This window comes from Bacillus pretiosus (assembly GCF_052947655.1).
Genome location: NZ_CM129593.1, coordinates 1,424,087 through 1,446,519 on the forward strand (window position 1 = coordinate 1,424,087; position 22,433 = coordinate 1,446,519).

The window sequence follows — 22,433 nt, forward strand, 5'->3', positions numbered from 1 at the left end:
ATATGAAAAAAAATCGCTTATTATTTCGCGTTATGATTCTACTCATTTTATGCGGTGCTGTAGGATTTACACTTTATCAAGGATATTTCACTAAAGAAGAGAAAATGCAAATCGGAAAAGAAGCACCTAATTTTGTTGTAACAGATTTAGAAGGAAAGAAAATTGAATTAAAAGATTTAAAGGGAAAAGGTGTATTTTTAAACTTTTGGGGCACTTGGTGTAAACCGTGTGAAAAAGAAATGCCTTATATGAACGAATTATATCCAAAGTATAAAGAAAAAGGCGTTGAAATTATTGCGTTAGATGCAGATGAAACGGATATTGCTGTTAAGAATTTTGTGAAACAATACGATCTTAAGTTCCCAGTCGCAATTGATAAAGGTGGAGAAATTATAAAAACGTATGGAGTAATACCGTTACCAACAAGCTTCTTGATTGATAAGGATGGTAAGGTGATTCAAGAGATTAAAGGTGAACAAACGATAGAACAATTGGAAGAGTATTTAAAGAAAATTACTCCGTAATAAAGAAAGCCTTTACATACGAGGCGCTTACCTATAGCGTCTTTGATTTAAAAATTCTGAGTATTGCGGTAACTTGAGGGTAGAATATACAATAGTACATATAGATATAGGGGCGGTGAGAGTGTTGAAAGAAATTAAGTGTGAATGTGGACACGTTAATCCGATAGGAACTGTTTTTTGTGAAGCATGTGGGAAACCATTTGAAAGCAATGAAAATATAAAACTATTGGATATGCGCTATGAGGGGAGTGCTCGGAGATCTCTCACGCAAACAAAAACGATAGTCGATAAAATTTGGAGCTTTTTCTCTTCTGTAAAAGTGGGTGTATGGCTCATTGTAATCACTTTAGCTGCATCAGCGATAGGAACTATTTTTCCACAAGAAATGTACATAACTCCAGGAATTGCACCAGCTGAATATTATAAGCAAGAATACGGATTTTTAGGGCAATTATACTATCAATTAGGATTTAATAATTTATACGGTTCATGGTGGTATATGATTTTAATTGCTTCAATTGGTATTTCACTTGTGATATGTAGCTTAGACCGTGTCATTCCACTTTATAAAGCTTTAAAGAAGCAAGGGGTGAAAAGACACCCTAGCTTTTTAAAGAGACAAAGATTATACGGTACTGGTACACCGCAAGATGGTGATCTTGAAAGAGTGCAAAAGAATTTAAAGAAAAGAAACTATAACGTGAAAGTGGAAGACGGAAATATTTTGGCGGAAAAGGGACGGTTTTCACGCTGGGGTCCATATGTGAATCATATTGGTCTCATTATCTTTTTATTCGGTGCAATGCTCCGTTTTTTACCGAGTATGTACGTAGACGAAGCCCTTTGGTTACGTGACGGTGAAACGAAAGAAATACCAGGAACGGATGGTCAATACTATTTAAAAAACGAGAAATTTATTAAGGAAGTTTATGATAAAAGTAAGGACAAGGAAGTTTTTGATGAAGCGATTGATCGTGTAGGCGATAAAATGATTGCGAAAAACTTCCAAACGAATGCTGTATTATATAAAGCGGTCGGCGAAAATATAGCAGGACAAAAACCGAAATTAGAAAAAGTAAAAGAAGCGGAAATTCGAGTGAATGAACCGCTGAAATTTGATCAATTTGCTATATATCAAGTGGATTACAAAGAAAGTGAATTTAAAAGCATGTCATTCCATTTGCAAAACAAAGAAAATAATCAAAAGTGGGGACCGATCAAAGTTGATTTAACGAACCCTACAGAAAAATATGATTTAGGAAATGGTTATTCTTTAGAACTATTAAGCTATTTCCCTGACTTTTATTTTGATGAGAGTGGAAGACCAAATACGAAAACGAAATTACCAAACAACCCTGCATTTGTGTTTAAAATGTTTACGCCTGAAACACCAGATGGTGAAGTGAGTTTTGTTGGTATTCAGCAAAATATAGAACCTGATGGAAATAATAAATATAAAATGTCGTTTGCAGGTGTGGAAATGCAAAATGCAACAGCACTTACTGTAAGGAAAGATTTAACGCTTTGGATTCTCGGTATTGGAGGATTTATATTTATGGTTGGTGTCATTCAAGGGATGTATTGGAATCATCGTCGTATTTGGATACAACGCGTTAATGATGAATGGTGGATTGCAGGACACACGAATAAAAATTGGTTCGGTTTAAAGAAAGATATTGAAAGAGTACTAGAAGGTACGGCAATTCCGCAGCCAAGCGATAAAGTAGTGGATAAAAAAATTAGTTAAGGTGGGGAAACGATATGGTGCAAATAAGTAGTAACTTTCTCTTTACCGCATTTATTTTATATTTAATTGCAACTCTATTTTTCGGGGGAGCAATTAAAGAAAAAGGTCATAAATGGGCAAATATAGGAATAACGATTACAATTTTAGGGTTTATTGCACAAACAGTATATTTTGTTACAAGATGGATTGCATCAGGACATGCACCAGTTAGTAACTTTTTTGAATTCGGTACATTTTTCGGCATGATGCTTGTCGGAGCATTTATTGTCATGTATTTTATGTATCGCGTAAGTATAATCGGACTTTTTGCATTACCAGTTGCACTTTTATTAATTGCCTATGCAAGTATGTTTCCGAGGGAAATATCTCCGCTTATTCCTTCTTTAAAAAGTAATTGGTTGCATATTCACGTGACGACTGCAGCAGCAGGACAAGCAATTTTAGCAATTAGTTTTATTACGGGCGTTATGTATTTATTGAAAAATGTAGACCAATCAACGAGAAGCAAACGTACATTTTGGTTAGAAACGGTAGTGTTCACACTTGTTTGTACAGTTGGTTTTATTGGAGTGACAACGTTATTTTCTAGTATGAAATATGAAGCGAAGTTTCAATGGGTTGATAAAAATGAACAACAAGTGGAAATGAAGTACAATCTTCCAGCTTTAGTAGGACCGCACGAAGGAAAGTTATTGACAGAAAATAAATTAGAACCGACAGTTGAAGTTCCAGCGATTGTAAATGCGAAAAAATTAAATACTGTTATTTGGTCAGTGTTAGTTGGGACATTACTTTATATTGTATTAAGACTTGTTTTACGCAAACGAGTATCGGCAGCACTTCAGCCGTTAGTAAAGAATACAAATAGTGATTTACTGGATGAAATCGGATATCGTTCTATTGCAATTGGATTCCCGGTTTTCACATTAGGTGCATTAATTTTTGCCATGATTTGGGCTCAAATAGCGTGGACACGTTTTTGGGGTTGGGATCCAAAAGAGGTTTGGGCGCTTATTACTTGGCTCTTTTATGCGGCGGTATTACATTTACGCTTATCAAAAGGGTGGCACGGAGAGAAGTCAGCGTGGTTAGCGGTAATTGGTTTTGCAATCATTATGTTTAACTTTATTGTAGTAAACTTAATTATCGCGGGTTTACATTCATACGCATAGAGAAATAAAATAGGAGAGTGAATGTCACTTTCCTATTTTATTTTTGTCAACTTTTCTTCTTTTTTGAGAAAAACATGACAAAGTAGCGGTTGATTTTGTAAAATGATGTCGAGGACATTATATCCTGTTCAAAAAAAATACATAGTTTTGGAAAAAAATTGAACAAACTTTATTATTCTTGTGAAGCATAATATGGGAAGTGAAACATTTAGAAGATTGCTTAAATAAACGAGAATAGCGCAACATACTAGTGTAGAAGGGTAGGTGTAAACCGTTGTGGTAAAAGTACGCAACGGGTAGAAATGGAAAATGAATCAAGAATTTTAATTGTAGACGATGAGGATCGTATTCGTCGTTTGTTGAAAATGTATTTAGAAAGAGAACAATACACAATTGAAGAAGCGGACAATGGTGATACAGCTTTAGAAATGGCGTTACAAAATGATTACGATTTAATCCTATTAGATCTTATGATGCCAGGTAAAGATGGTATTGAAGTGTGTAAAGGGGTTCGTGAGAAGAAAGCGACGCCAATTATTATGTTGACGGCAAAAGGTGAAGAAGTAAACCGAGTACAAGGGTTTGAGGTAGGAACTGATGATTATATTGTGAAACCATTTAGCCCACGTGAAGTAGTGCTTCGTGTGAAAGCGGTCTTACGCCGTTCTGTACCAACAACGTTCTTTACACAAGATACAACGACAAAAGATGTTACTGTGTTCCCTCATTTAACAATTGATAATGATGCACACCGTGTTACAGCAGATGGTAATGAAGTAAACTTAACACCGAAAGAGTACGAATTACTATTATTCTTAGCGAAAGCGCCTGATAAGGTATTTGATCGTGAGCAATTGTTAAAAGAAGTATGGCAATATGAATTCTTCGGAGATTTACGTACAGTTGATACGCATGTAAAGCGTTTACGTGAGAAGTTAAGCAAAAAATCACCAGATGCTGCGAAGATGATTGTTACCGTTTGGGGCGTAGGTTACAAATTTGAGGTTGTGAACGACTGATGCTTTGGAGAAGTGTAGTAGGGAAGTTATGGATGACTATATTACTTCTCGTTTCGTTTGTGCTCGGATTTGTTGCGATTTTACTTTCACAGTTTTTTAGAACATATTATGTTGATATGAGTGAAGCTAGGCTTCAAAAAGTTGCAACAAGTGTTTCAGAGTTAATTGAGGAAGGTGCCGATGTAAAAACGATTGAGAATATCGCGTACAAATTCTCTGATCCACTTTCAAGGATCATTATTGTAGAAGATGGTAAAGAAATATCTTCTTCGCCGAAACAAGAAGGATTAGTCACTCTTACAATGGATGATTTGAAAGAAGACAAAGAATTAGCGGCTGTTTTTACAGACAAAAAAGAAATTAAGAATAACATTAGAAAAGCCTCTAATAGTAGAAAGAATAAAAACACTGAAAATGATATTATGATTGTCGGAAAACCAGTGCATTCAAAAAATCAAAGTGCAGTGTTCGTATACGAATCTTTACAAGTACCGATACAAGGTATGGAGAGAACGACTGATTTTATATTCTTATCAGCAGGGATTGCGATTATATTAACAACGTTCTTTGCATTCTTCTTATCTACTCGAATTACAGCACCACTCCGTAAAATGCGTGAGGTTGCTTTTGAGGTCGCGCGTGGGAAGTTTGATGCGAAAGCACCTATGGTATCTCAGGATGAGATTGGTGAGCTTGCAACGGCCTTAAATCAAATGGGGAAACAGTTGAAGTTTAATATGAATGCCCTGCAGCAAGAAAAAGAACAGTTAGCTAGTATTTTAAGTAGTATGGCAGATGGGGTTATTACGTTAAATCAAGAAGGTGAAGTCGTTGTAATTAATCCGCCGGCTGAACATTTCTTACAAGTTTGGCAAGAGGAAAAGGAAGTAGAGCTCAGTAAAAAACTACCTTCTGAACTTGTTGAACTATTCCATCTCGTTGTAGAAAGTGAACAACAACAAGTGGTTGAAATTAATTTACAAAAAGGGAACTATGTAGTTCTTATGACGCCGCTTTACAATCAAACGAAAATTCGTGGTGCTGTAGCTGTATTACGTGATATGACGGAAGAGCGCCGTCTTGAGAAGATGCGTCAAGACTTTATTGCGAACGTATCACATGAACTTCGTACACCGATGGTAATGCTTCAAGGGTATAGTGAAGCGATTTTAGATGATATTGTGCAAACGAAAGAAGAAATTAATGAGTTTGTTCAAATTATTTATGATGAATCCGTTCGTTTAGGTAAACTTGTAAATGAACTATTAGATTTAGCGCGTATGGAAAGTGGTAATGTAGAGTTACATATAGGTGAAGTTGATATTCATCCTTTCGTTGAAAAAATAGGTCGTAAATTCCAAGGAATTGCAAAGGATAAAGAAGTCGCATTAACGGTTGATTTCCAGAATCCAATTGAACAATACCCGTTTGATGCAGATCGTATGGAACAAGTATTGACGAATTTAATTGATAACGCAATTCGTCATACGAATGCAGGCGGACATGTAACGCTTGTAATTAATACGAAAAATAATGGTCTTACTTTTGAAGTACAAGATTCGGGCGCTGGTATTCCAGAAGAAGATATTCCATTTTTATTTGATCGTTTCTACAAAGCTGATAAAGCAAGAACACGTGGGAAAAAAGGTGGAACGGGGCTCGGGCTTGCGATTGCAAAAAATATTGTGCAAGGCCATGATGGTAAAATTGCTGTTTCAAGTGTTGTTGGAGAGGGAACTACATTCTCTGTATATTTACCGAATCGTATAATTTAGATATGCGTTTTTAAAGTTGATAATGAATAAAGTTCTACTGTTTTTTATTTTTTTGTAAAATCAATTAAATAAATAATAGTAGAACTTTTTTTCTATCTTAGTCGAATGAAGAATAGCAAGAGGGGTGTCGTGAAGCGATGAAATTATATACGAAAACAGGAGATAAAGGGACAACAAGTGTAATAGGCGGCAGAGTGGATAAAGATAATATCCGAGTTGAAGCATATGGCACGATAGATGAGGCGAATTCTCATATTGGATATGCAATGACTAAGCTACAAGGCGGATCTTTTGGAGATATTTACAATGAACTTGAAAATATTCAACATGAACTATTTGATTGCGGGGGAGACTTGGCGATAGTAGAGGGGAAAATTCCTTATAAAGTAACGGTTGAAATGGTTGAAAGCTTAGAAAGAAGGATTGATTCGTATATAGAAGAAGCACCGCCGTTAGAGCGTTTTATTTTACCAGGTGGAAGCGAAGCGGCAGCTGCTATTCATATTGCACGTACAGTTGTAAGGCGAGCAGAACGATGTGTAGTGTCCTTGCAAAAAGAAGGGAAAATAAATGAAGTTGTTCTAAAGTATGTAAATAGATTATCTGATTATTTGTTTGCGGTAGCTAGAGTAATAAACGCTCGATTACAAGTAAAAGATGTGGAGTATAATCGCAGTGCAATCGTTTTTCGTGATAAAAACGAGAAGGAAGTGGAGTGATTCACTTTCTTTTTTTGTATACTTTTTTCTGTAATATACCAAAATAAGAGAAGGTATGGTGTTAATTAGAAAACGGAGGATGTATATGAAAGTGTTAAAATGTGGCGTCATGTTATTGACGGTATTGTTTTTTTCTCAATTACATGTGTACGCAGAGGGAAATCAATGGACATGGCCTGTTGAAGGGCAGATAAGTGATTATTTTGGGACAAGGCATGGAAAACACTACGGTATAGATATAGCGGCACCGATTGGCACGCCTGTGGCAGCTATTCAAGAAGGTAAGGTAACAAAGTCTTACTATTCAAGTAGTTATGGAAACGTTGTATTTATTAAACATGGAGAATATGAGGCCGTGTATGCGCATTTAAATAAGAGATATGTAGTTCAAGGGGATTATATTTCAAAAGGAGAAATAATTGGAGAAGTAGGAAATACAGGAGAATCGAGAGGTGCACACTTACATTTAGAAGTTCATCAAGGAAGATGGACGATGGCGAAAAAGAATGCGATGAATCCATTGCTTGTTCTAAATGAACAGAGAAATGAAGTTGTTTCCTCATCCTTATATGTCGTCCAAAAAGGGGACACTTTAGTTAGTATTGCACGGAAATTTAGTATGTCAGTTAAGGAAGTTAAAGATAAAAATGGACTGCAGCAAGATAGGATTTATCCAAATCAACAATTATACGTAAAGTAAAAAAAGAGCTAGTTAAACTAGCTCTTTTTTTACCAAAAAATAAAGACACATATAAATCCAGAAATAGCTAAGTAGCTATATAAGTAAAATACTTTCGTTCTTGTTTTTTCGTTCGTTCGAAATAGTACAATAGTCGGTTCAATTAAACCGATTGTCAAACAAAGTAAACCAAGAAGCATACAACCGATTGAAATGGAGTACAGGGCGATTTGTGGTGCTTGAAATGGAATCATCCATTTTAATAAAAATGCAATAAGTGCAGTGTAGCAAATGCTGCCGATGTATTTATTCAACGGTGCATTAGAACGGAACCCTGGAAGTTTTTTCAAGAAGGAGCGGGAAACAACTTCAGTTTGTAAAGATGTGTGCTCTTCAATTATTTTTTGAGCTTCTTTTCCTTTTTGGAAAAGGGATAATATCCAGTTTCGCTCACCTTGAAAAATAAATTGAGAAGTTGTCAAATAATGATCCACCTTCACTTTATTCCAACTTTTCCATGGGTGACGCTCACACAGTTTTAATTTACTCTCTGTTTTTTTATCATACTGATAAATACTGATGCCATCTTCATCGAAAGCAGCATAGTATGTCTCGCTTGAGAATGTGCCTAAATCAATTGGACAGTAGAAAAGTAATTCTTTTTTTAAGTAAAAGTATTCTTTTCTTAAGTTTTTTTTCATTGCTTCTCGAATAGAGTGTCTCTTTTCTTTTTTCATGACATTTCCTCCATAATCCAGAAAATGTTCTTATCTTAACAATTCAACATCTTATCACTTTTCATTATATATGACTAGGGGATTCATAGGGGAAATGCCGAATACTAAAAAATCTGGGGTGTATTGTAAAATATAGTGATTGGTTTTAATTATATAAAATTAATAACTTATTTTTAATAAGTTACACTTTTTTTGTTCACAATACGATTATGTTGTTGTATAATAAAGTGGAAAATAGAATATCGGTCTATCTTCGGGGCAGGGTGAAAATCCCGACCGGCGGTGATGAACTATATGTGATTTTGTTCTAAGCCCGCGAGCCGTTAAGGCAGGATTTGGTGTGATTCCAAAGCCGACAGTATAGTCTGGATGGGAGAAGATGGAGGTTCAAGCGTTCAAAAAAGATATGGATTTGAACGTCTGTTTGATGTGCCTTAAATTCTCCCTTTGTGTAAAACACAAAGGGTTTTTTCGTTCTATGAAAAAGTAGGCATAGCAGAACCTTTCCACTTTCCATGAGAAGATCGATGGAAAAGGAGAGAGAAAGATGAAACAAAAAAACAGTGTAGTGCAGATGGTGAGTGTAGCGATGCTAAGTAGTATTGCATATTTACTGATGATGTTGGATTTCCCGTTTCCAGGGCTTCCGCCATTTTTAAAAATTGATTTTAGTGATGTACCAGCTCTAATTGCAGCAATTATTTTCGGGCCAGTTGCAGGGATAATTGTAGAGGCGATAAAGAATATTTTACATTACGGAATTCAAGGGAGTTTAACGGGAGTGCCAGTTGGAGAAATTGCTAACTTTATTGCAGGATGTTTATTTATTGGACCGGCAGCTTTCTTATTTAGAAAGTATCGTACTGTTAAGAGTTTAACGACAGGATTAATGCTAGGGACAATTACAATGGCGCTCATTATGAGTGTATTAAATTACATCATTATATTCCCAGCTTACACTTGGTTTTTAAATTCACCAGCTATGTCTAGCGAGGCTATAAGAACAACGGTTGTAACGGCAATCTTACCATTTAATTTGATTAAAGGAATTGTTGTGACAATTGTATTTGTAGCGTTATTCTCACGCCTGAAAGTATGGGTGTTTGCAAAAATGAAAAATGCATAAAATATAAAATAAAACCATTAGTAGTATGGAACTATTAGTGGTTTTTTATTAAGTAGAATGAAAATAGAAAACAAAAAATATCCCTCATATGAATGAGGGATATTTTTTGAAGTTAATAAAAGACTATTCGAATTTTAAAGAGTCGCCATCAAATGATTCATCAGCAACTTTAATTGAGTCAGTTGGACAACCTTCGAATGCATCCATCATATCTTCAATTAATACATCTGGAATTTCAACGATACCTTGGTTATCGTCTAACGTTACAAATGCAATACCTTCATCATCATAATCATAAATGTCTGGTGCAGCAGCGCCGCAAGCACCACATGCGATACAAGTATCTTTATCAACGATTGTATATTTTGCCATCTTTTTTCCCTCCTGATAATATGTATGTGAAAAGCTCGCCATAAAAATTATAACCTTATTGTAAAACGGTTTTTAAAACTTTTCAACATAAAATTATAATGATAATCCTTATCAATTAGAGTGTCAACTAATTTTTGCATTATGTCATAAGATTTTCAAAATACGTAAATGTTATTTCGTTTGGTACAATATACTATATACAAGTACATAGTGCCGATATGATAAGTTTAATGAGTAAGTGCAATCATACTAAAAAGTAATTAAGCTAGATTGAAAGGTGGAAGCGGTAATGCAACTACAATATACTTTATTGTATTGTTTAAAACAATTGAATGGTGAAAGGACCGTTTCTTCTATTTATTATTTATTAAAAGGAAAACGATCTTCGCAAACGTTACAAGATGGAAACATGTTCCGAATTTCATTTTTGTTTGGAATATATAAATCGTTAAATAGAACAGACTATGATCGTGAAGTTGCAAAGTTGTTGCAAGCAGATTTGATTCGAGAAATACATGAAAATACATATTTGTTAACATCTAAAGGTAAAATGCAGTTACATACATGGGAGGAAGTGTATGCTTTTCCCGCGCATTTACATAGTTTACACTATGGTGAATTAGGTGAAACATTTTGGAAACGTTTATCATTAATTATTCAAACTATATCTAATTTACAACAGAATAATACGAAATTTATTCCCATTCAACAAGATACAGAAATAATGATGTGGGTAAAACGCTTTTTAACAGGTATACCATATAGGCGAAGTGAATTGGCTAAAAGATTATGGAAAGAAATACATAATCTTTTAGGAAAAGGTGATGTAGTAGAAGCGACGATTGTAACATATAGATTAACAGGATATGAACGTATCGGTTGTACATTGCAGCAATTAGCGGAAATTACGAAACAAGATATATTCCGGGTGTATTTTTTATTTTGGGGTACGATTCACTTCTTTATACAAGAAGTTCACGATAAAGAAAATGAATTTCCGCTATTGGCTGAGATTATCTCTTATCCAAATGAGAGAGCTGAATTATTTAGTTTATCAACGAAAAAAACATATAATTTTTGGAGACAAGGACGCTCTTTAGATGAAATAGCGACAATTAGAAATTTAAAGGTTGCAACGATAGAAGATCATTTTGTTGAAATTGCTTTGCGGGAAAAAGAGTTTTCAATCGAGATGTTTATGGAAAAAGACAAAATAGATAAAGTAACAAAAGTAATTGAGGCATTACAAACACGTAAGTTGCGTGAGTTGAAACAAGCGGTTGGAGAGGGTATCTCTTATTTTGAAGTTCGTCTTGTATTGGCGCGGATGGAGGGTATAAATGAAGCTTGAGGAATATTTATATAGATGGTTTGGATATTCTGAATTTCGTACAGGGCAAAAAGGGGTAATTACAGATTTATTAGAAGGAAAAGATGTTATAGCAATGCTCCCGACTGGAAGAGGGAAGTCTATGTGCTATCAACTTCCAGGGCTAATGCAAGAAGGAACCGTGCTTGTTGTATCACCATTATTATCTTTGATGGAAGATCAAGTTACACAATTAAAGTATGTTGTGAAAAACCGAGTAATAGCACTTAATAGTTTTCGGACATTACATGAAAAAAGAGAAGCGATGAAAAAATTAGCTTCATATAAATTTATTTTTGTTTCACCAGAGATGTTGCAGTCGGAAGTGTTAATAAGAGAATTGAAGAAAGTTCATATTTCATTATTTGTTGTGGATGAGGCTCATTGTATTTCACAATGGGGTTATGATTTTAGGCCAGACTATAAAAAACTAAATGTAGTCATTGAAAATATCGGGTCTCCTACGGTGCTAGCATTAACGGCAACAGCGACAAAAGATGTACTCCGAGATATAGCAGAGAGTTTAGATTTGAAGAAAGTGACGCAGCATGTATACTCTATTGATCGTCCAAATATTGCGATGGAAGTACAATTTGTGGAGACGATAGAAGAGAAGAAAGAAGCGCTTTTGAACCAGGTGATGTATTTACAAGGGCCAGGGATTGTATATTGTTCAAGCAGAGCGTGGACAGAACGTTTAACGGAGTATTTAAGAGGAAAAGGCGTGACTGGTGTCGCTTTTTATCATGGTGGTATGGAACATGAAGAGCGTATGTTAATTCAACAGCAGTTTATGAATGACCAGTTGCAGCTTGTAATATGTACAAGTGCTTTTGGTATGGGAGTAAATAAGTCGAATACGAGCTATATTATTCATTTTCATTATCCGACTAATATAGCTTCCTATTTACAAGAAATCGGAAGAGCTGGAAGAGATGGTGAACCGAGTATAGCTATCTTACTATGTAGTCCGTTAGATCACGATTTACCAATTTCAATAATTGAAGATGAATTGCCAAGTCAGTCGCAAATACAATTTTTATTCTCTTTACTACAAGAAAGAATGTTTCAAACGAAAGAATTACCAATAGAAGAGGTAGAAGAAATTTGTTATAATGCAGCAAGATTTAATGAACAATATTGGCGTTTCATCCGCTATCATCTTGAACAGCTTGGAATCATACAACAGCGAAAATTAAAATTAGAGAGCTTGTCAGATGAAATTATGAACAGATTAATAGTTGAAGTAGAAATAAGGCTACGTAATAAATATAGTGAGCTAGAAAACATGAAATCGTGGATACAAGTGAAAGAATGTAGGCGTGAATATTTGTTACAACAGTTCGGTTATAGAAAAGAGAACGAGTTGAAAAATTGCTGTGACTATTGTGGTATTACAAAAATAGATTATAAAAAAAGACAAGCGCAACAATCGGATTTCGACTATAATTGGGAAACAGAGTTACAAAAGCTTTTCGGTCTAGAAAAGATGGGGGAATGATGAACATTCAAAGGCATAATATTGAAGATATGAGTCCGAAAGAAATAAGGCTGAATCTGTATATCACACAGTTCATTATTATCGGTATCGGTTGTTTACTAGCATATGTATTATTCCGAGATATAAAATCGGTGTATAGTCTGTGGAAGTGGGAACCGGTGTCTATACTTATAATAGGTGGCTTGTTGGCGATTGGTATTGTGTTATTAGATTATGTTGCAATGCGAGTATTTCCAGAGTCTTGGTTTGATGATGGTGGTATTAACGATAAGATGTTTCAAGGAATGTCAGTTATGCACCTACTCGTTATTACGTTCATTATCGGCTTTGCAGAAGAATTTTTATTTAGAGGTGTAGTGCAGACGCACTTTGGAATTGTAATAGCGAGTTTAGTATTTGCAGTGTTACATATTCGGTATATAACAAAGCCATTTTTGTTTTGTTTCGTCTGTTTCATTAGTTTTGTCTTTGGTTATGTGTTTGAATGGACAGGAAATTTATTTATAACAATCTTTGCACACTTTCTTGTTGATTTTATAATGGGACTCCAATTAAGAAAATAAATGGAAGGTGGTGGTGAACAACATGAGAAAACGAATTCCTGATTTCGAAGAGGAATTAGAAGTTGAGCGAGTGGAAGAAAAAGAAAGTTTACCGCCGCGTAGTGAAATTCATAGAAATAAAGAGAAAAAAGAAAAGTTTAAAATGAATCATATTTTCGTCCGAGTTTTAACATTTCTATTCATATTACTACCAATTAGTATCTTATGGTATACAGATAAATATATTCAGGTGAAAAGTGATGGTAATAACGCTGGGAAAAGTGCGTTTGAGGTCATTTTCTTTGATTCAGCTAAATCTGAGTCTGAGGCAACATCTGAGAAAGTAGTAACGCATACGGTAAAAGAAGGAGAAACTTTAGAAAGTATAGCGAAGCAATATTTTTCAGATGAAACTGGGATTGAAGTGATTAAAAAGTATAATGATTTACAAGAAGATGAAGTGAATGTAGGTCAAGAAATAAAAATTCCGATAAAAGATAAGTCCGCAAAACAGGATAGCTAGTAGCATACCTACTATAAAAACTGAGGATTATCTTTATGCGGAAGGGAGTGAAAAATATATGATATGGATTATCTTATTAAGTGCTCTCATATGTATTGGTATTATATTTCTTCTTGTAATGGTAATGTATACAGAAGCGATGCGTAATACTGTGTTAGAACATACTTTACTTTTTGAAGAATTTCCGAAAAGTTTTCAAAAAGTAAAGGTGTTTTTTATTTCTGATATTCATAGAAGGGTCATTTCAAGTTCATTAATTGAACAAGTAAAAGGAAAAGTAGACCTTGTAATTATTGGCGGTGATTTAGCGGAAAGAGGCGTCCCTTTATCGAAAATTTCTGCAAATATACAAAAGTTAAGAGCGATAGCTCCTGTATATTTTGTGTGGGGAAATAATGATTATGAGATTGAATATCATGAATTAGATGCTTTGTTATTAGAAAATAATGTGAAAGTTTTAGATAATACAAGAGTTGTATTTGAGTCTGAACTAGGAGAAAAAATTTGTTTGCTCGGTGTAGATGATGTTGGTTTGAAGCGTGATCGTTTAGATTTAGCTTTGGCTGATTGCAAAGAAGATGGTTTTCGCATATTAATTAGCCATAACCCTGATATAATAAATAAAATGTCTGGAAAAGAACAAATTTCACTTGTGTTAAGTGGACATACACATGGAGGACAGATTCGATTATTCCCATCTAAAAAATATTTAAAAGGTGGCGTATATAAGCATTCAAATATGACTCTTTTTGTTAGTAATGGGTATGGAACAACGTTGATTCCACTTCGCTTCCGAGCACCTGCTCAAACACATATTATTACGTTATGCGGAGGGAAATGATGCCAACTCTAAACGGGAAATATAACATAAAAGCTGTTTCGAATATAATTGGAATTCAGCCGAGTACGCTTCGTGCATGGGAAAGACGATATCAAATTATTGCCCCGAAGCGGAATCATGCGGGGCATCGATTATATACAGAAGAGCATATTCAAATTTTGAAATGGTTAATGGACAAGGTTTCTTCCGGCATGATGATTGGACAAGCAGTTCAATTATTAGAAGGGAATCGTTTGCAGAGTAATGTTCAAAAAGAAATACATTACGATAGAGAAGTTATTTTAGTGGACGATTTACTGCAAGCTTTGTTAAAATTTGATGAAATTACAACTTCTGCATTGTTAAACGAGGCTTTCAGTATTTATGCAACAGAAAAAGTCATAGCAAGTATTGTTCTTCAAGTGTCAAATAAATTGTTAACGTTAAAAAATAATAATGAAGTTACAATGGTGCAATTCCAATATGTCGTATCATTTTTACAAACTCGTCTAGGAATGGTGTATCATAATGCATCATCATTTTCTTCTATACACAAAGTTGTCGTGTTAGAAAATAATATGTTGAAAGGGTTTGTTTTCTCAACGTATTTACGCTTAAAAGGATATGAGGTGATATATATTAGGTCAAGCTTAGCGGAAGATGGTATTTTGTTAGCTGTTGAGCAAATACAACCTACATATGTAGTAGTCTCTTTTGATGAGGAACGAGAACTTAAGAACGCGATAAAGGACATGAATTTGTTGCAAGAAAAAAGTGAGAAACTTTCTGTTGGGTTTATAGGAGAAATAGGTGCTCGAGATCAGTTGAACATTCAAACATGCCTAATTGGTGATACGAAAGAAGAATGGGATGATTGGTTAAAAATGTTAGAATAGTTGTTCGAAAAGAACCATCTATTTTCTATTTCATATAATAAAAATTATATTCATTGGTTACGTAGGGAGGGTATGAGATGAGGCTGGAACGATTAAATTACAATAAGATAAAAATTTTCTTAACATTTGATGATTTATCTGAACGAGGATTAACGAAAGAAGATTTGTGGAGAAATGCACCGAAAGTACAGCAATTATTTCGTGATATGATGCAAGAAGCAAATAAGGAACTAGGGTTTGAAGCGGATGGTCCAATTGCAGTTGAAGTATTTTCTCTACAAGCGCAAGGAATGGTCGTAATTGTAACGAAAGAACATCAAGATGTGGATACAGATGATGAGTTCCGTGACGAGTTTATTGAAATGCAAGTGACTCTAGATGAAAGCGAGCATATACTTTATGAGTTTGCTACACTAGATGACGTAATTAACCTGTCGAATCGTTTATATAACCTTGATGTAACTGGCGGAAAACTATATACGTGGGATGGGCGTTTCTATCTTTGGATGGAAGAAGAGGAGCAGGTTCAATTACTGAAGGCAGATTTTATAGCTATTTTAGCGGAATATGGTAATCCGTCTACAGCAACTATTTATCGTCTAATGGAGTATGGTAAAGAATTAATGGCTTCTCAAGCAATTGAACAAATACACAATTACTTTGTGAGAAAACAAAACCTTAGCTAATATAACAAAGCTAAGGTTTTGTTTTTTATTTGGAGAAACCTAAAATGTTGGTCTGAAAATGTCAAAACAATTAATGGTATAGCGGGAATCATAAATATTTGGGCGCTCTTTACTATACTTAAAAATATCTTCTTAAGTTGTTATATATAAGTAAAATAAAAAACATTTAAGTATTTAAGTATTTTACTTTTCTAAAAGCAATAAAAGGACTATAATGATAGTGAAAACGCTTGCAACAGGAAATAGTTTGTATATATTTGTTAGCGTTTTCTATTGCATTCCAAATTTAACGGTGTATACTAGGCAATGAAGGTTTACTAAACAAGTGAAATTACAGGGGGTTTACTTACTATGGTAGCCGAAAAGGGAACTCAAACAAAAACACAACAACAAAGGGAACAACATTTTGAACTATTGAATTCGACACAAATTGTTATTAGTGAAGCATTAGAAAAATTGGGTTATCCAAACGAAGTATATGAATTATTAAAAGAACCAATTCGTATGATGACAGTGAAAATACCAGTTCGTATGGATGACGGGACTGTTAAAATATTTACAGGATATCGTGCACAACATAATGATGCTGTTGGTCCAACGAAAGGTGGAATTCGCTTCCATCCGAATGTAACAGAAAATGAAGTGAAAGCACTTTCAATCTGGATGAGTTTAAAATGTGGTATTGTTGATTTACCATACGGTGGAGGTAAAGGTGGAATTATCTGTGACCCACGTGAAATGTCATTCCGTGAGTTAGAAAGATTAAGCCGCGGTTATGTACGAGCAATTAGCCAAATCGTAGGACCGACGAAAGATATTCCAGCTCCAGATGTATTCACAAACTCTCAAATCATGGCATGGATGATGGATGAATATAGCCGTATTGATGAATTTAATTCACCAGGATTTATTACAGGTAAGCCACTTGTATTAGGTGGATCACATGGACGTGAAACAGCAACGGCGAAAGGTGTAACAATTTGTATTCGCGAAGCTGCAAAAAAACGCGACATTGATATTAAAGGTGCACGCGTTGTTGTTCAAGGATTCGGTAATGCTGGTAGCTTCTTAGCTAAATTTATGCATGATGCAGGCGCGAAAGTTATTGCAATCTCGGATGCTTACGGTGCATTGCATGATCCAAACGGATTAGATATTGATTATTTATTAGACCGTCGTGATAGCTTCGGTACAGTAACAAAACTATTTAATAATACAATTTCAAACAAAGAATTGTTAGAACTTGATTGCGACATTTTAGTTCCAGCTGCAATTGAGAACCAAATTACAGAAGAAAATGCTAATAATATTAAAGCAAAAATCGTTGTTGAAGCTGCAAATGGTCCAACAACATTAGAAGCAACTAAAATTTTAACAGATCGCGGAATTTTACTTGTTCCAGACGTATTAGCAAGTGCTGGCGGTGTAACAGTATCTTACTTTGAGTGGGTACAAAATAACCAAGGTTACTACTGGACTGAAGAAGAAGTAGAACAACGTTTAGAAAAAGTAATGGTAAGATCATTTGATTCTATTTATGAAACAGCACAAGTTCGTAAAGTGAACATGCGCTTAGCTGCGTATATGGTCGGTGTTCGTAAAATGGCTGAAGCAAGTCGCTTCAGAGGTTGGGTATAATATTATATCGTGAGAAAACGTGATTCCTTTCGAGGGAATCACGTTTTTTTGTTGAAGTATTAGTGTGAGGTGTTGTATATGGAAAATGAAATGATGGAACGAGTAGAACAATTAGAAGAAAAGGTTAAGAGGTTAGAGGGAGAACTCTCAAGAACGATGAAAGCCCGAAAAACAAGTAACGTTCGGATGTTCGGAGAAGGACTACTGTTTTTAATATTTGGTGCAGTTGTAGTAGGGCCGATTATCGCTTTTGTAATCTCAATTCTTACTTGGATTGTTGAAAAATAAAATAAAAACAAAAAAGAACGCTTGTTCTACACGAACAAACGTGCTATACTTTCCTTAGATAAACAAAACGGAAATGATTTTAAGGAGAGATAAATGATGAAAATGACAGTAGACCAAAGATTTATGATGCCAGCAGATGTTGTAGAACGAGTGGAAGTATTAAGAAACAAACAAAGTAAGCGCGGCACATTATTACAATCTGTAAATAAATTTTTCGGTTTAGATACGAAAGAAGATTGTGTTTGGTTTTACGGTTTTTATGGAGTTGCTGTAAGTATTTTATTATTTATGGTGTTCACATCAAATATTTTCGATTTTCTCTTCGCGTAGGAAATATGCGATAAGGACATTGCTACCGAATACATATATAAAGAAGTAAGGTAATCTTCTGAAGCGGGAGTTGGTAGTAATGGCGATGTTTCCTATAGAGCGTAACTATATTGGGTATGGAAGTTCACGACCGGGAATTCCTCTTTCTAAAGTAAGGTTTATTGTAAGTCATGATACGGGGAACCCTGGTAGCAATGCGATAGGGAATCGGGATTATTTTAATGAAATACAACCGAAAGCTTCGGCACATACATTTATAGATGATAAAACAATATTGGAAATTGTTCCTATAAATGAAGTTGCCTATCACGTTCGATATGGTGTGCCGACAGATAATGACTTATATGGTTATGATGCTAATAAGGCTGCCATTGGAGTGGAACTTTGTTATGGCGGTGATGTTAACTTTTGGGAAGCATATACCCGTTTTACGTGGTATCATGCGTATTTATGTCAAAACTTCGGCTTGAATCCGAAGAAAGATATCGTATCACATAAAACACTTGACCCAGCTAGAAAGATTGATCCTGAAAATGTATTAGGGAAACAAGGTATTAAATTTCAGCAGTTTTTAGCAGATGTCTATCGGATGTACGTTTCGTTTAGATGACAAATATATGAAAAATGAATACAATAAAGATAGGTGCCTACTGCTGTAAGTAGGTTTTTTCTTGTTTTTATAAATAGCGTATTGGTAGAAGACTAGGAGTGAGCTGAGTATGCAGAAAGAAACAGCTATCATAATTGGAGGCGGTCCGTGCGGATTAGCAGCAGCAATTTCGTTGCAAAAGGTAGGGATAAATCCGTTAGTAATTGAAAAAGGAAACATTGTAAATGCGATTTATAATTATCCAACTCATCAAACATTTTTCTCTTCTAGTGAAAAATTAGAAATTGGTGATGTAGCTTTTATTACAGAAAATCGTAAGCCAGTTCGAAATCAAGCGCTTGCGTATTATCGTGAAGTAGTAAAGCGTAAATCTGTACGTGTAAATGCTTTTGAGCGAGTGGAAAAAGTACAAAAAGATGGAGAAGTTTTTCATGTTGAGACAACAAAGCGTGACGGAAGTACAGAAATATATATAGCGAAATATGTTGTTGTAGCAACTGGATATTATGACAATCCAAATTATATGAATGTTCCCGGCGAGGAACTGAAGAAAGTAGCTCACTATTTTAAAGAGGGACATCCTTATTTTGATCGAGATGTAGTAGTTATAGGTGGGAAAAACTCGAGTATAGATGCCGCGTTAGAACTTGTTAAAACCGGTGCGCGTGTAACGGTTTTATATCGCGGAAGTGAGTATTCACCAAGCATTAAGCCGTGGATTTTGCCGGAGTTTGAGGCGTTAGTACGAAGCGGCACAATTCAAATGCATTTCAGGGCTCACGTGAAAGAAATTACTGAACATACATTAACGTTTACAGTCGATGATGAGGCATATACAATCCAAAATGATTTTGTATTTGCGATGACTGGTTACCATCCTGATCATAGTTTCTTAACGAAGATGGGTGTTCGGATTGATGTAGAAACAGGACGTCCGATTTATGCAGAGGATACAATGGAAACGAACGCTGAAAATATTTTCATTGCAGGTGTAATTGCTGCTGGAAATAATGCGAATGAAATATTTATTGAGAACGGTCGATTTCATGGGGATGCGATTGCGCAAACCATTGCGTCAAGGGAAATATAAAAAGAAGCTGTCGAAATAAACTTCGACAGCTTCTTTTTAATTGTGCATAAACATATTTTGGATTGTTTCATGAGAATTTGTATTCTCTAATGCAACTAATAATTTAATACGTGCTTTTTGAGCATTTAAACCGTATGTGAATACAATACCCATATCTTTTAATTGTTTGCCGCCACCTTCATATGAATATACATCTTGCACGATGCCATTGAAACAGCGAGAAACTAATACGACAGGGATTCCTTTGTCGATTAATCGTTCTAGACTAGGAAGTGTTCTTGGAGGTAAATTACCTTGTCCAAGTGCTTCAATAACAATCCCGTCTACTGGAAGGTTTTCAATTGCTGCTAACAATGTATCGTCCATACCAGCGTATGCTTTTAGAACAACTACGTTTTTAGAAACCTTATTTACTGAATATGTTTCATGGTGTACTAAAGCGTGATGGAATACAACGCCGCGCTTTGTTACCATACCGATTGGTCCATACTGTGGACTCTGGAATGTTGCCACGTTACTTGTATGTGTTTTCGTTACATTTGTAGCGCAATGGATTTCGTCGTTTAATACGACTAAAACACCTTTTTCAGCAGCTTCACTACAGCTAGCTACTTTTACAGCCGATAAGAAGTTATATAGACCATCAGCACCTAATTCATTACTAGAACGCATTGCACCTGTTACAACGATTGGAATAGTTGCTTGCACTGTTAAATCTAAGAAATAGGCTGTTTCTTCTAATGTATCCGTACCATGCGTAATGACTACGCCATGAATGTTGTCTTGTTTTACTTTTTCATCAATGATGACTTGTAATTGTAACATTTCGCTCGGTGTCATATGAGGAGATGGTAGATGGAACACGTCTTCAACGATTAAATCAACATCGCCTTCTAAATCAGGAATAAATTTTAAAAGAGGATTTTTTTCACCTGGTTGTACGACCCCAGTTTCTTTATCTTCCTCCATTGCAATTGTTCCACCTGTGTGTAAAACTAGGATTCTTTTCAATGCTTATACCCCTTTCAAGTTGAAAAATACATTTAGAACATAACATGTTTTGAGTAAATTCGACAATGGAAATGTATAAAAGTATGCCTCGGAAATGACAATAAAGTTAGCTGCTATATATACGATGTATAAAATCACGAAACGAAATGTGTAAATGTAGGATAGGAGGGAGCAATTACATTGAAAAAGATGGAGAAAATTTTTATTCGTATATTAGTAATACAATTCATTTGTCTTTCTGTTGTGCAATTGTTATTTATACATAAGTCATCAGTGAAATATTTATCTAAAATTGTTTATTATGAAGGTGTCATGGTAAAAAACAAAGCAGAAATCTTACAGGTGAATAGGTAGTTTTCATTTTCTTCTATGAAGGATTATGCTACAATAATTGAGGATTTAATGACGTGAAGCAAATGAGAAGAAGCAGGAGAATACCTGCTTTTCGTTTTGTTTTATAAGTGAAAAAATGAGGTGTTACAATGGATAAACGAATTTCAATTGCTATAGATGGTCCAGCAGCTGCTGGAAAAAGTACGGTTGCAAAAGTTGTGGCAAAGAAACTTTCTTACGTTTATATTGATACAGGCGCAATGTACCGCACGATTACATATGCAGCCCTTGAACAAAAAGTGGACATTGAAAATGAAGAGAAGTTAATGGAAGTTGTAAAGAATGTAAATATTGAGTTTCAGCAAGGAGAAAATACACAACTTGTATTTTTAAATGGACAAGATGTTTCTGAAGTAATTCGTACACCTGAGGTGACGAATCGAGTATCTATTGTGGCGAAACATCGCCTTGTTCGTGAAGAAATGGTGCGTCGTCAACAAGAGTTAGCGGAAAAAGGCGGCGTTGTAATGGATGGCCGTGATATTGGTACACATGTGTTACCAGATGCTGAAGTGAAGATCTTTATGCTTGCTTCTGTTGAAGAAAGAGCAGAAAGAAGACATTTAGAAAATATAAATAAAGGTTTCGATTCTAATTTAGAGCAGTTAAAAAAAGAAATTGCTCAGCGTGATAAATTAGATTCAGAACGCGAGGTTTCTCCTCTAAAGAAAGCTGATGATGCATTGGAATTAGATACAACTTCTTTATCAATTGAAGAAGTTGTCCAAAAAATTATGAGTATTGTTTCAGGAGTGTTTGCAAAATAAAGAAAGGGGATAACCTCTTTCTTTTTTTGTTTATATAGAAATGTAAAGGATGCGTGAATTGTGAGTCTCTTTCCTTGACAAATGCTCGGATTTGTAAGA

The 22,433-nt window shown here is 35.0% G+C and carries 25 protein-coding genes and 1 riboswitch; of the genes, 22 read left to right on the forward strand and 3 right to left on the reverse strand.

Annotation, left to right across the window (positions count from 1 at the left end; all coding sequences use genetic code 11):
* The first annotated feature begins 2 nt into the window (after positions 1-2).
* From resA to ACU8YW_RS07495, 7 genes are all read left to right on the forward strand, one after another.
* Complete coding sequence (gene resA, locus ACU8YW_RS07465; protein ID WP_000742211.1) at positions 3-524, forward strand: thiol-disulfide oxidoreductase ResA; 522 nt, start codon at positions 3-5, stop codon at positions 522-524.
* Positions 525-645: 121 nt separating this feature from the next.
* On the forward strand, positions 646-2,271 hold the full coding sequence (gene resB, locus ACU8YW_RS07470; protein ID WP_000910540.1) for a cytochrome c biogenesis protein ResB: 1,626 nt from the start codon (positions 646-648) through the stop codon (positions 2,269-2,271).
* A gap of 14 nt (positions 2,272-2,285) precedes the next feature.
* Positions 2,286-3,443, forward strand: coding sequence for a cytochrome c biogenesis protein ResC (gene resC / locus ACU8YW_RS07475; protein ID WP_087985530.1), 1,158 nt, complete (start codon positions 2,286-2,288; stop codon positions 3,441-3,443).
* Between the two features lie 302 nt (positions 3,444-3,745).
* Entirely contained in the window at positions 3,746-4,462 is a 717-nt protein-coding gene (gene resD, locus ACU8YW_RS07480) for a DNA-binding response regulator ResD (protein ID WP_000426862.1), read from the forward strand.
* Positions 4,462-6,237, forward strand: coding sequence for a sensor histidine kinase ResE (gene resE / locus ACU8YW_RS07485; RefSeq protein WP_000964666.1), 1,776 nt, complete (start codon positions 4,462-4,464; stop codon positions 6,235-6,237). Before resD ends, resE begins: the two co-directional genes overlap by 1 nt.
* A gap of 137 nt (positions 6,238-6,374) precedes the next feature.
* Entirely contained in the window at positions 6,375-6,956 is a 582-nt protein-coding gene (locus ACU8YW_RS07490) for a cob(I)yrinic acid a,c-diamide adenosyltransferase (protein ID WP_087985531.1), read from the forward strand.
* Between the two features lie 85 nt (positions 6,957-7,041).
* Complete coding sequence (locus ACU8YW_RS07495; protein ID WP_088062685.1) at positions 7,042-7,656, forward strand: LysM peptidoglycan-binding domain-containing M23 family metallopeptidase; 615 nt, start codon at positions 7,042-7,044, stop codon at positions 7,654-7,656.
* A gap of 29 nt (positions 7,657-7,685) precedes the next feature.
* On the opposite strand, the gene ACU8YW_RS07500 is transcribed toward ACU8YW_RS07495, so the two are convergent.
* Positions 7,686-8,372 (reverse strand): hypothetical protein, encoded by a 687-nt coding sequence (locus ACU8YW_RS07500; RefSeq protein ID WP_000711800.1) that lies wholly within the window; start codon positions 8,370-8,372, stop codon positions 7,686-7,688.
* A gap of 245 nt (positions 8,373-8,617) precedes the next feature.
* Positions 8,618-8,757, forward strand: a riboswitch (FMN riboswitch).
* A gap of 162 nt (positions 8,758-8,919) precedes the next feature.
* On the opposite strand from ACU8YW_RS07500, the gene ACU8YW_RS07505 reads away from it, so the two are divergent.
* Entirely contained in the window at positions 8,920-9,498 is a 579-nt protein-coding gene (locus ACU8YW_RS07505; RefSeq protein WP_000810851.1) for an ECF transporter S component, read from the forward strand.
* Positions 9,499-9,621: 123 nt separating this feature from the next.
* Here the strand turns inward: ACU8YW_RS07505 and ACU8YW_RS07510 are convergent, their stop codons facing one another.
* The gene (locus tag ACU8YW_RS07510; protein ID WP_001151994.1) at positions 9,622-9,870 is read right to left on the reverse strand and encodes a ferredoxin; all 249 of its coding nucleotides are present in this window, start codon (positions 9,868-9,870) and stop codon (positions 9,622-9,624) included.
* Between the two features lie 289 nt (positions 9,871-10,159).
* Between ACU8YW_RS07510 and ACU8YW_RS07515 the strand changes: the two genes are divergently transcribed.
* From ACU8YW_RS07515 to ACU8YW_RS07570, 12 genes are all read left to right on the forward strand, one after another.
* On the forward strand, positions 10,160-11,221 hold the full coding sequence (locus ACU8YW_RS07515; protein ID WP_088062686.1) for a YpbB family protein: 1,062 nt from the start codon (positions 10,160-10,162) through the stop codon (positions 11,219-11,221).
* Positions 11,211-12,740 carry a RecQ family ATP-dependent DNA helicase gene (locus tag ACU8YW_RS07520; protein ID WP_088608748.1) on the forward strand — a complete coding sequence of 510 codons (1,530 nt, stop codon included), beginning with the start codon at positions 11,211-11,213 and terminating at the stop codon, positions 12,738-12,740. Before ACU8YW_RS07515 ends, ACU8YW_RS07520 begins: the two co-directional genes overlap by 11 nt.
* A complete protein-coding gene (locus tag ACU8YW_RS07525) occupies positions 12,740-13,303 on the forward strand; it encodes a CPBP family intramembrane glutamic endopeptidase (RefSeq protein ID WP_001025770.1) in 564 nt (187 codons plus the stop codon). The genes ACU8YW_RS07520 and ACU8YW_RS07525 overlap by 1 nt, the downstream gene beginning before the upstream one ends.
* Before the next feature lie 22 nt (positions 13,304-13,325).
* Complete coding sequence (locus ACU8YW_RS07530; protein WP_001231546.1) at positions 13,326-13,805, forward strand: LysM peptidoglycan-binding domain-containing protein; 480 nt, start codon at positions 13,326-13,328, stop codon at positions 13,803-13,805.
* A gap of 58 nt (positions 13,806-13,863) precedes the next feature.
* Entirely contained in the window at positions 13,864-14,646 is a 783-nt protein-coding gene (locus ACU8YW_RS07535; protein WP_088062688.1) for a metallophosphoesterase, read from the forward strand.
* Positions 14,646-15,521 carry a MerR family transcriptional regulator gene (locus ACU8YW_RS07540; protein WP_426933811.1) on the forward strand — a complete coding sequence of 292 codons (876 nt, stop codon included), beginning with the start codon at positions 14,646-14,648 and terminating at the stop codon, positions 15,519-15,521. Before ACU8YW_RS07535 ends, ACU8YW_RS07540 begins: the two co-directional genes overlap by 1 nt.
* Positions 15,522-15,598: 77 nt before the next feature.
* Complete coding sequence (locus tag ACU8YW_RS07545) at positions 15,599-16,207, forward strand: genetic competence negative regulator (RefSeq protein ID WP_426933810.1); 609 nt, start codon at positions 15,599-15,601, stop codon at positions 16,205-16,207.
* Positions 16,208-16,558: 351 nt separating this feature from the next.
* Entirely contained in the window at positions 16,559-17,845 is a 1,287-nt protein-coding gene (gudB, locus tag ACU8YW_RS07550; RefSeq protein WP_000225171.1) for an NAD-specific glutamate dehydrogenase, read from the forward strand.
* A gap of 78 nt (positions 17,846-17,923) precedes the next feature.
* Entirely contained in the window at positions 17,924-18,133 is a 210-nt protein-coding gene (locus ACU8YW_RS07555; protein ID WP_000426773.1) for a hypothetical protein, read from the forward strand.
* A gap of 93 nt (positions 18,134-18,226) precedes the next feature.
* Positions 18,227-18,463 (forward strand): DUF3961 domain-containing protein, encoded by a 237-nt coding sequence (locus ACU8YW_RS07560; protein ID WP_001983018.1) that lies wholly within the window; start codon positions 18,227-18,229, stop codon positions 18,461-18,463.
* Between the two features lie 79 nt (positions 18,464-18,542).
* Complete coding sequence (locus ACU8YW_RS07565) at positions 18,543-19,073, forward strand: peptidoglycan recognition protein family protein (protein WP_001240648.1); 531 nt, start codon at positions 18,543-18,545, stop codon at positions 19,071-19,073.
* Positions 19,074-19,182: 109 nt separating this feature from the next.
* Positions 19,183-20,163, forward strand: a complete 981-nt coding sequence (locus ACU8YW_RS07570; protein ID WP_088608749.1) for a YpdA family putative bacillithiol disulfide reductase — start codon at positions 19,183-19,185, stop codon at positions 20,161-20,163.
* 36 nt (positions 20,164-20,199) lie between these two features.
* Here the strand turns inward: ACU8YW_RS07570 and ansA are convergent, their stop codons facing one another.
* The gene (gene ansA / locus ACU8YW_RS07575) at positions 20,200-21,174 is read right to left on the reverse strand and encodes an asparaginase (RefSeq protein ID WP_087985537.1); all 975 of its coding nucleotides are present in this window, start codon (positions 21,172-21,174) and stop codon (positions 20,200-20,202) included.
* A 180-nt stretch (positions 21,175-21,354) separates the two neighbouring features.
* Here ansA and ACU8YW_RS07580 point away from each other — a divergent pair, with 180 nt between their 5' ends.
* Both ACU8YW_RS07580 and cmk read left to right on the forward strand, forming a co-directional pair.
* Positions 21,355-21,528 carry a YpfB family protein gene (locus tag ACU8YW_RS07580; protein WP_000738047.1) on the forward strand — a complete coding sequence of 58 codons (174 nt, stop codon included), beginning with the start codon at positions 21,355-21,357 and terminating at the stop codon, positions 21,526-21,528.
* A 128-nt stretch (positions 21,529-21,656) separates the two neighbouring features.
* Positions 21,657-22,334, forward strand: a complete 678-nt coding sequence (gene cmk, locus ACU8YW_RS07585; RefSeq protein ID WP_000361262.1) for a (d)CMP kinase — start codon at positions 21,657-21,659, stop codon at positions 22,332-22,334.
* Positions 22,335-22,433 lie beyond the last annotated feature (99 nt).

Coding starts and splice junctions, on each gene's coding strand:
- ACU8YW_RS07515 (WP_088062686.1), top strand. CDS start 10,160: ATGCAACTACAATATACTTTATTGTATTGTTTAAAACAATTGAATGGT.
- ACU8YW_RS07500 (WP_000711800.1), bottom strand. CDS start 8,372: ATGAAAAAAGAAAAGAGACACTCTATTCGAGAAGCAATGAAAAAAAAC.
- ACU8YW_RS07530 (WP_001231546.1), top strand. CDS start 13,326: ATGAGAAAACGAATTCCTGATTTCGAAGAGGAATTAGAAGTTGAGCGA.
- ACU8YW_RS07565 (WP_001240648.1), top strand. CDS start 18,543: ATGGCGATGTTTCCTATAGAGCGTAACTATATTGGGTATGGAAGTTCA.
- ACU8YW_RS07495 (WP_088062685.1), top strand. CDS start 7,042: ATGAAAGTGTTAAAATGTGGCGTCATGTTATTGACGGTATTGTTTTTT.
- ACU8YW_RS07555 (WP_000426773.1), top strand. CDS start 17,924: ATGGAAAATGAAATGATGGAACGAGTAGAACAATTAGAAGAAAAGGTT.
- ACU8YW_RS07560 (WP_001983018.1), top strand. CDS start 18,227: ATGATGAAAATGACAGTAGACCAAAGATTTATGATGCCAGCAGATGTT.
- ACU8YW_RS07535 (WP_088062688.1), top strand. CDS start 13,864: ATGATATGGATTATCTTATTAAGTGCTCTCATATGTATTGGTATTATA.
- resA (WP_000742211.1), top strand. CDS start 3: ATGAAAAAAAATCGCTTATTATTTCGCGTTATGATTCTACTCATTTTA.
- cmk (WP_000361262.1), top strand. CDS start 21,657: ATGGATAAACGAATTTCAATTGCTATAGATGGTCCAGCAGCTGCTGGA.
- gudB (WP_000225171.1), top strand. CDS start 16,559: ATGGTAGCCGAAAAGGGAACTCAAACAAAAACACAACAACAAAGGGAA.
- ACU8YW_RS07525 (WP_001025770.1), top strand. CDS start 12,740: ATGAACATTCAAAGGCATAATATTGAAGATATGAGTCCGAAAGAAATA.
- ACU8YW_RS07520 (WP_088608748.1), top strand. CDS start 11,211: ATGAAGCTTGAGGAATATTTATATAGATGGTTTGGATATTCTGAATTT.
- ACU8YW_RS07490 (WP_087985531.1), top strand. CDS start 6,375: ATGAAATTATATACGAAAACAGGAGATAAAGGGACAACAAGTGTAATA.
- resC (WP_087985530.1), top strand. CDS start 2,286: ATGGTGCAAATAAGTAGTAACTTTCTCTTTACCGCATTTATTTTATAT.
- ACU8YW_RS07545 (WP_426933810.1), top strand. CDS start 15,599: ATGAGGCTGGAACGATTAAATTACAATAAGATAAAAATTTTCTTAACA.
- ACU8YW_RS07570 (WP_088608749.1), top strand. CDS start 19,183: ATGCAGAAAGAAACAGCTATCATAATTGGAGGCGGTCCGTGCGGATTA.
- ACU8YW_RS07540 (WP_426933811.1), top strand. CDS start 14,646: ATGCCAACTCTAAACGGGAAATATAACATAAAAGCTGTTTCGAATATA.
- resE (WP_000964666.1), top strand. CDS start 4,462: ATGCTTTGGAGAAGTGTAGTAGGGAAGTTATGGATGACTATATTACTT.
- ACU8YW_RS07505 (WP_000810851.1), top strand. CDS start 8,920: ATGAAACAAAAAAACAGTGTAGTGCAGATGGTGAGTGTAGCGATGCTA.
- resD (WP_000426862.1), top strand. CDS start 3,746: ATGGAAAATGAATCAAGAATTTTAATTGTAGACGATGAGGATCGTATT.
- ACU8YW_RS07510 (WP_001151994.1), bottom strand. CDS start 9,870: ATGGCAAAATATACAATCGTTGATAAAGATACTTGTATCGCATGTGGT.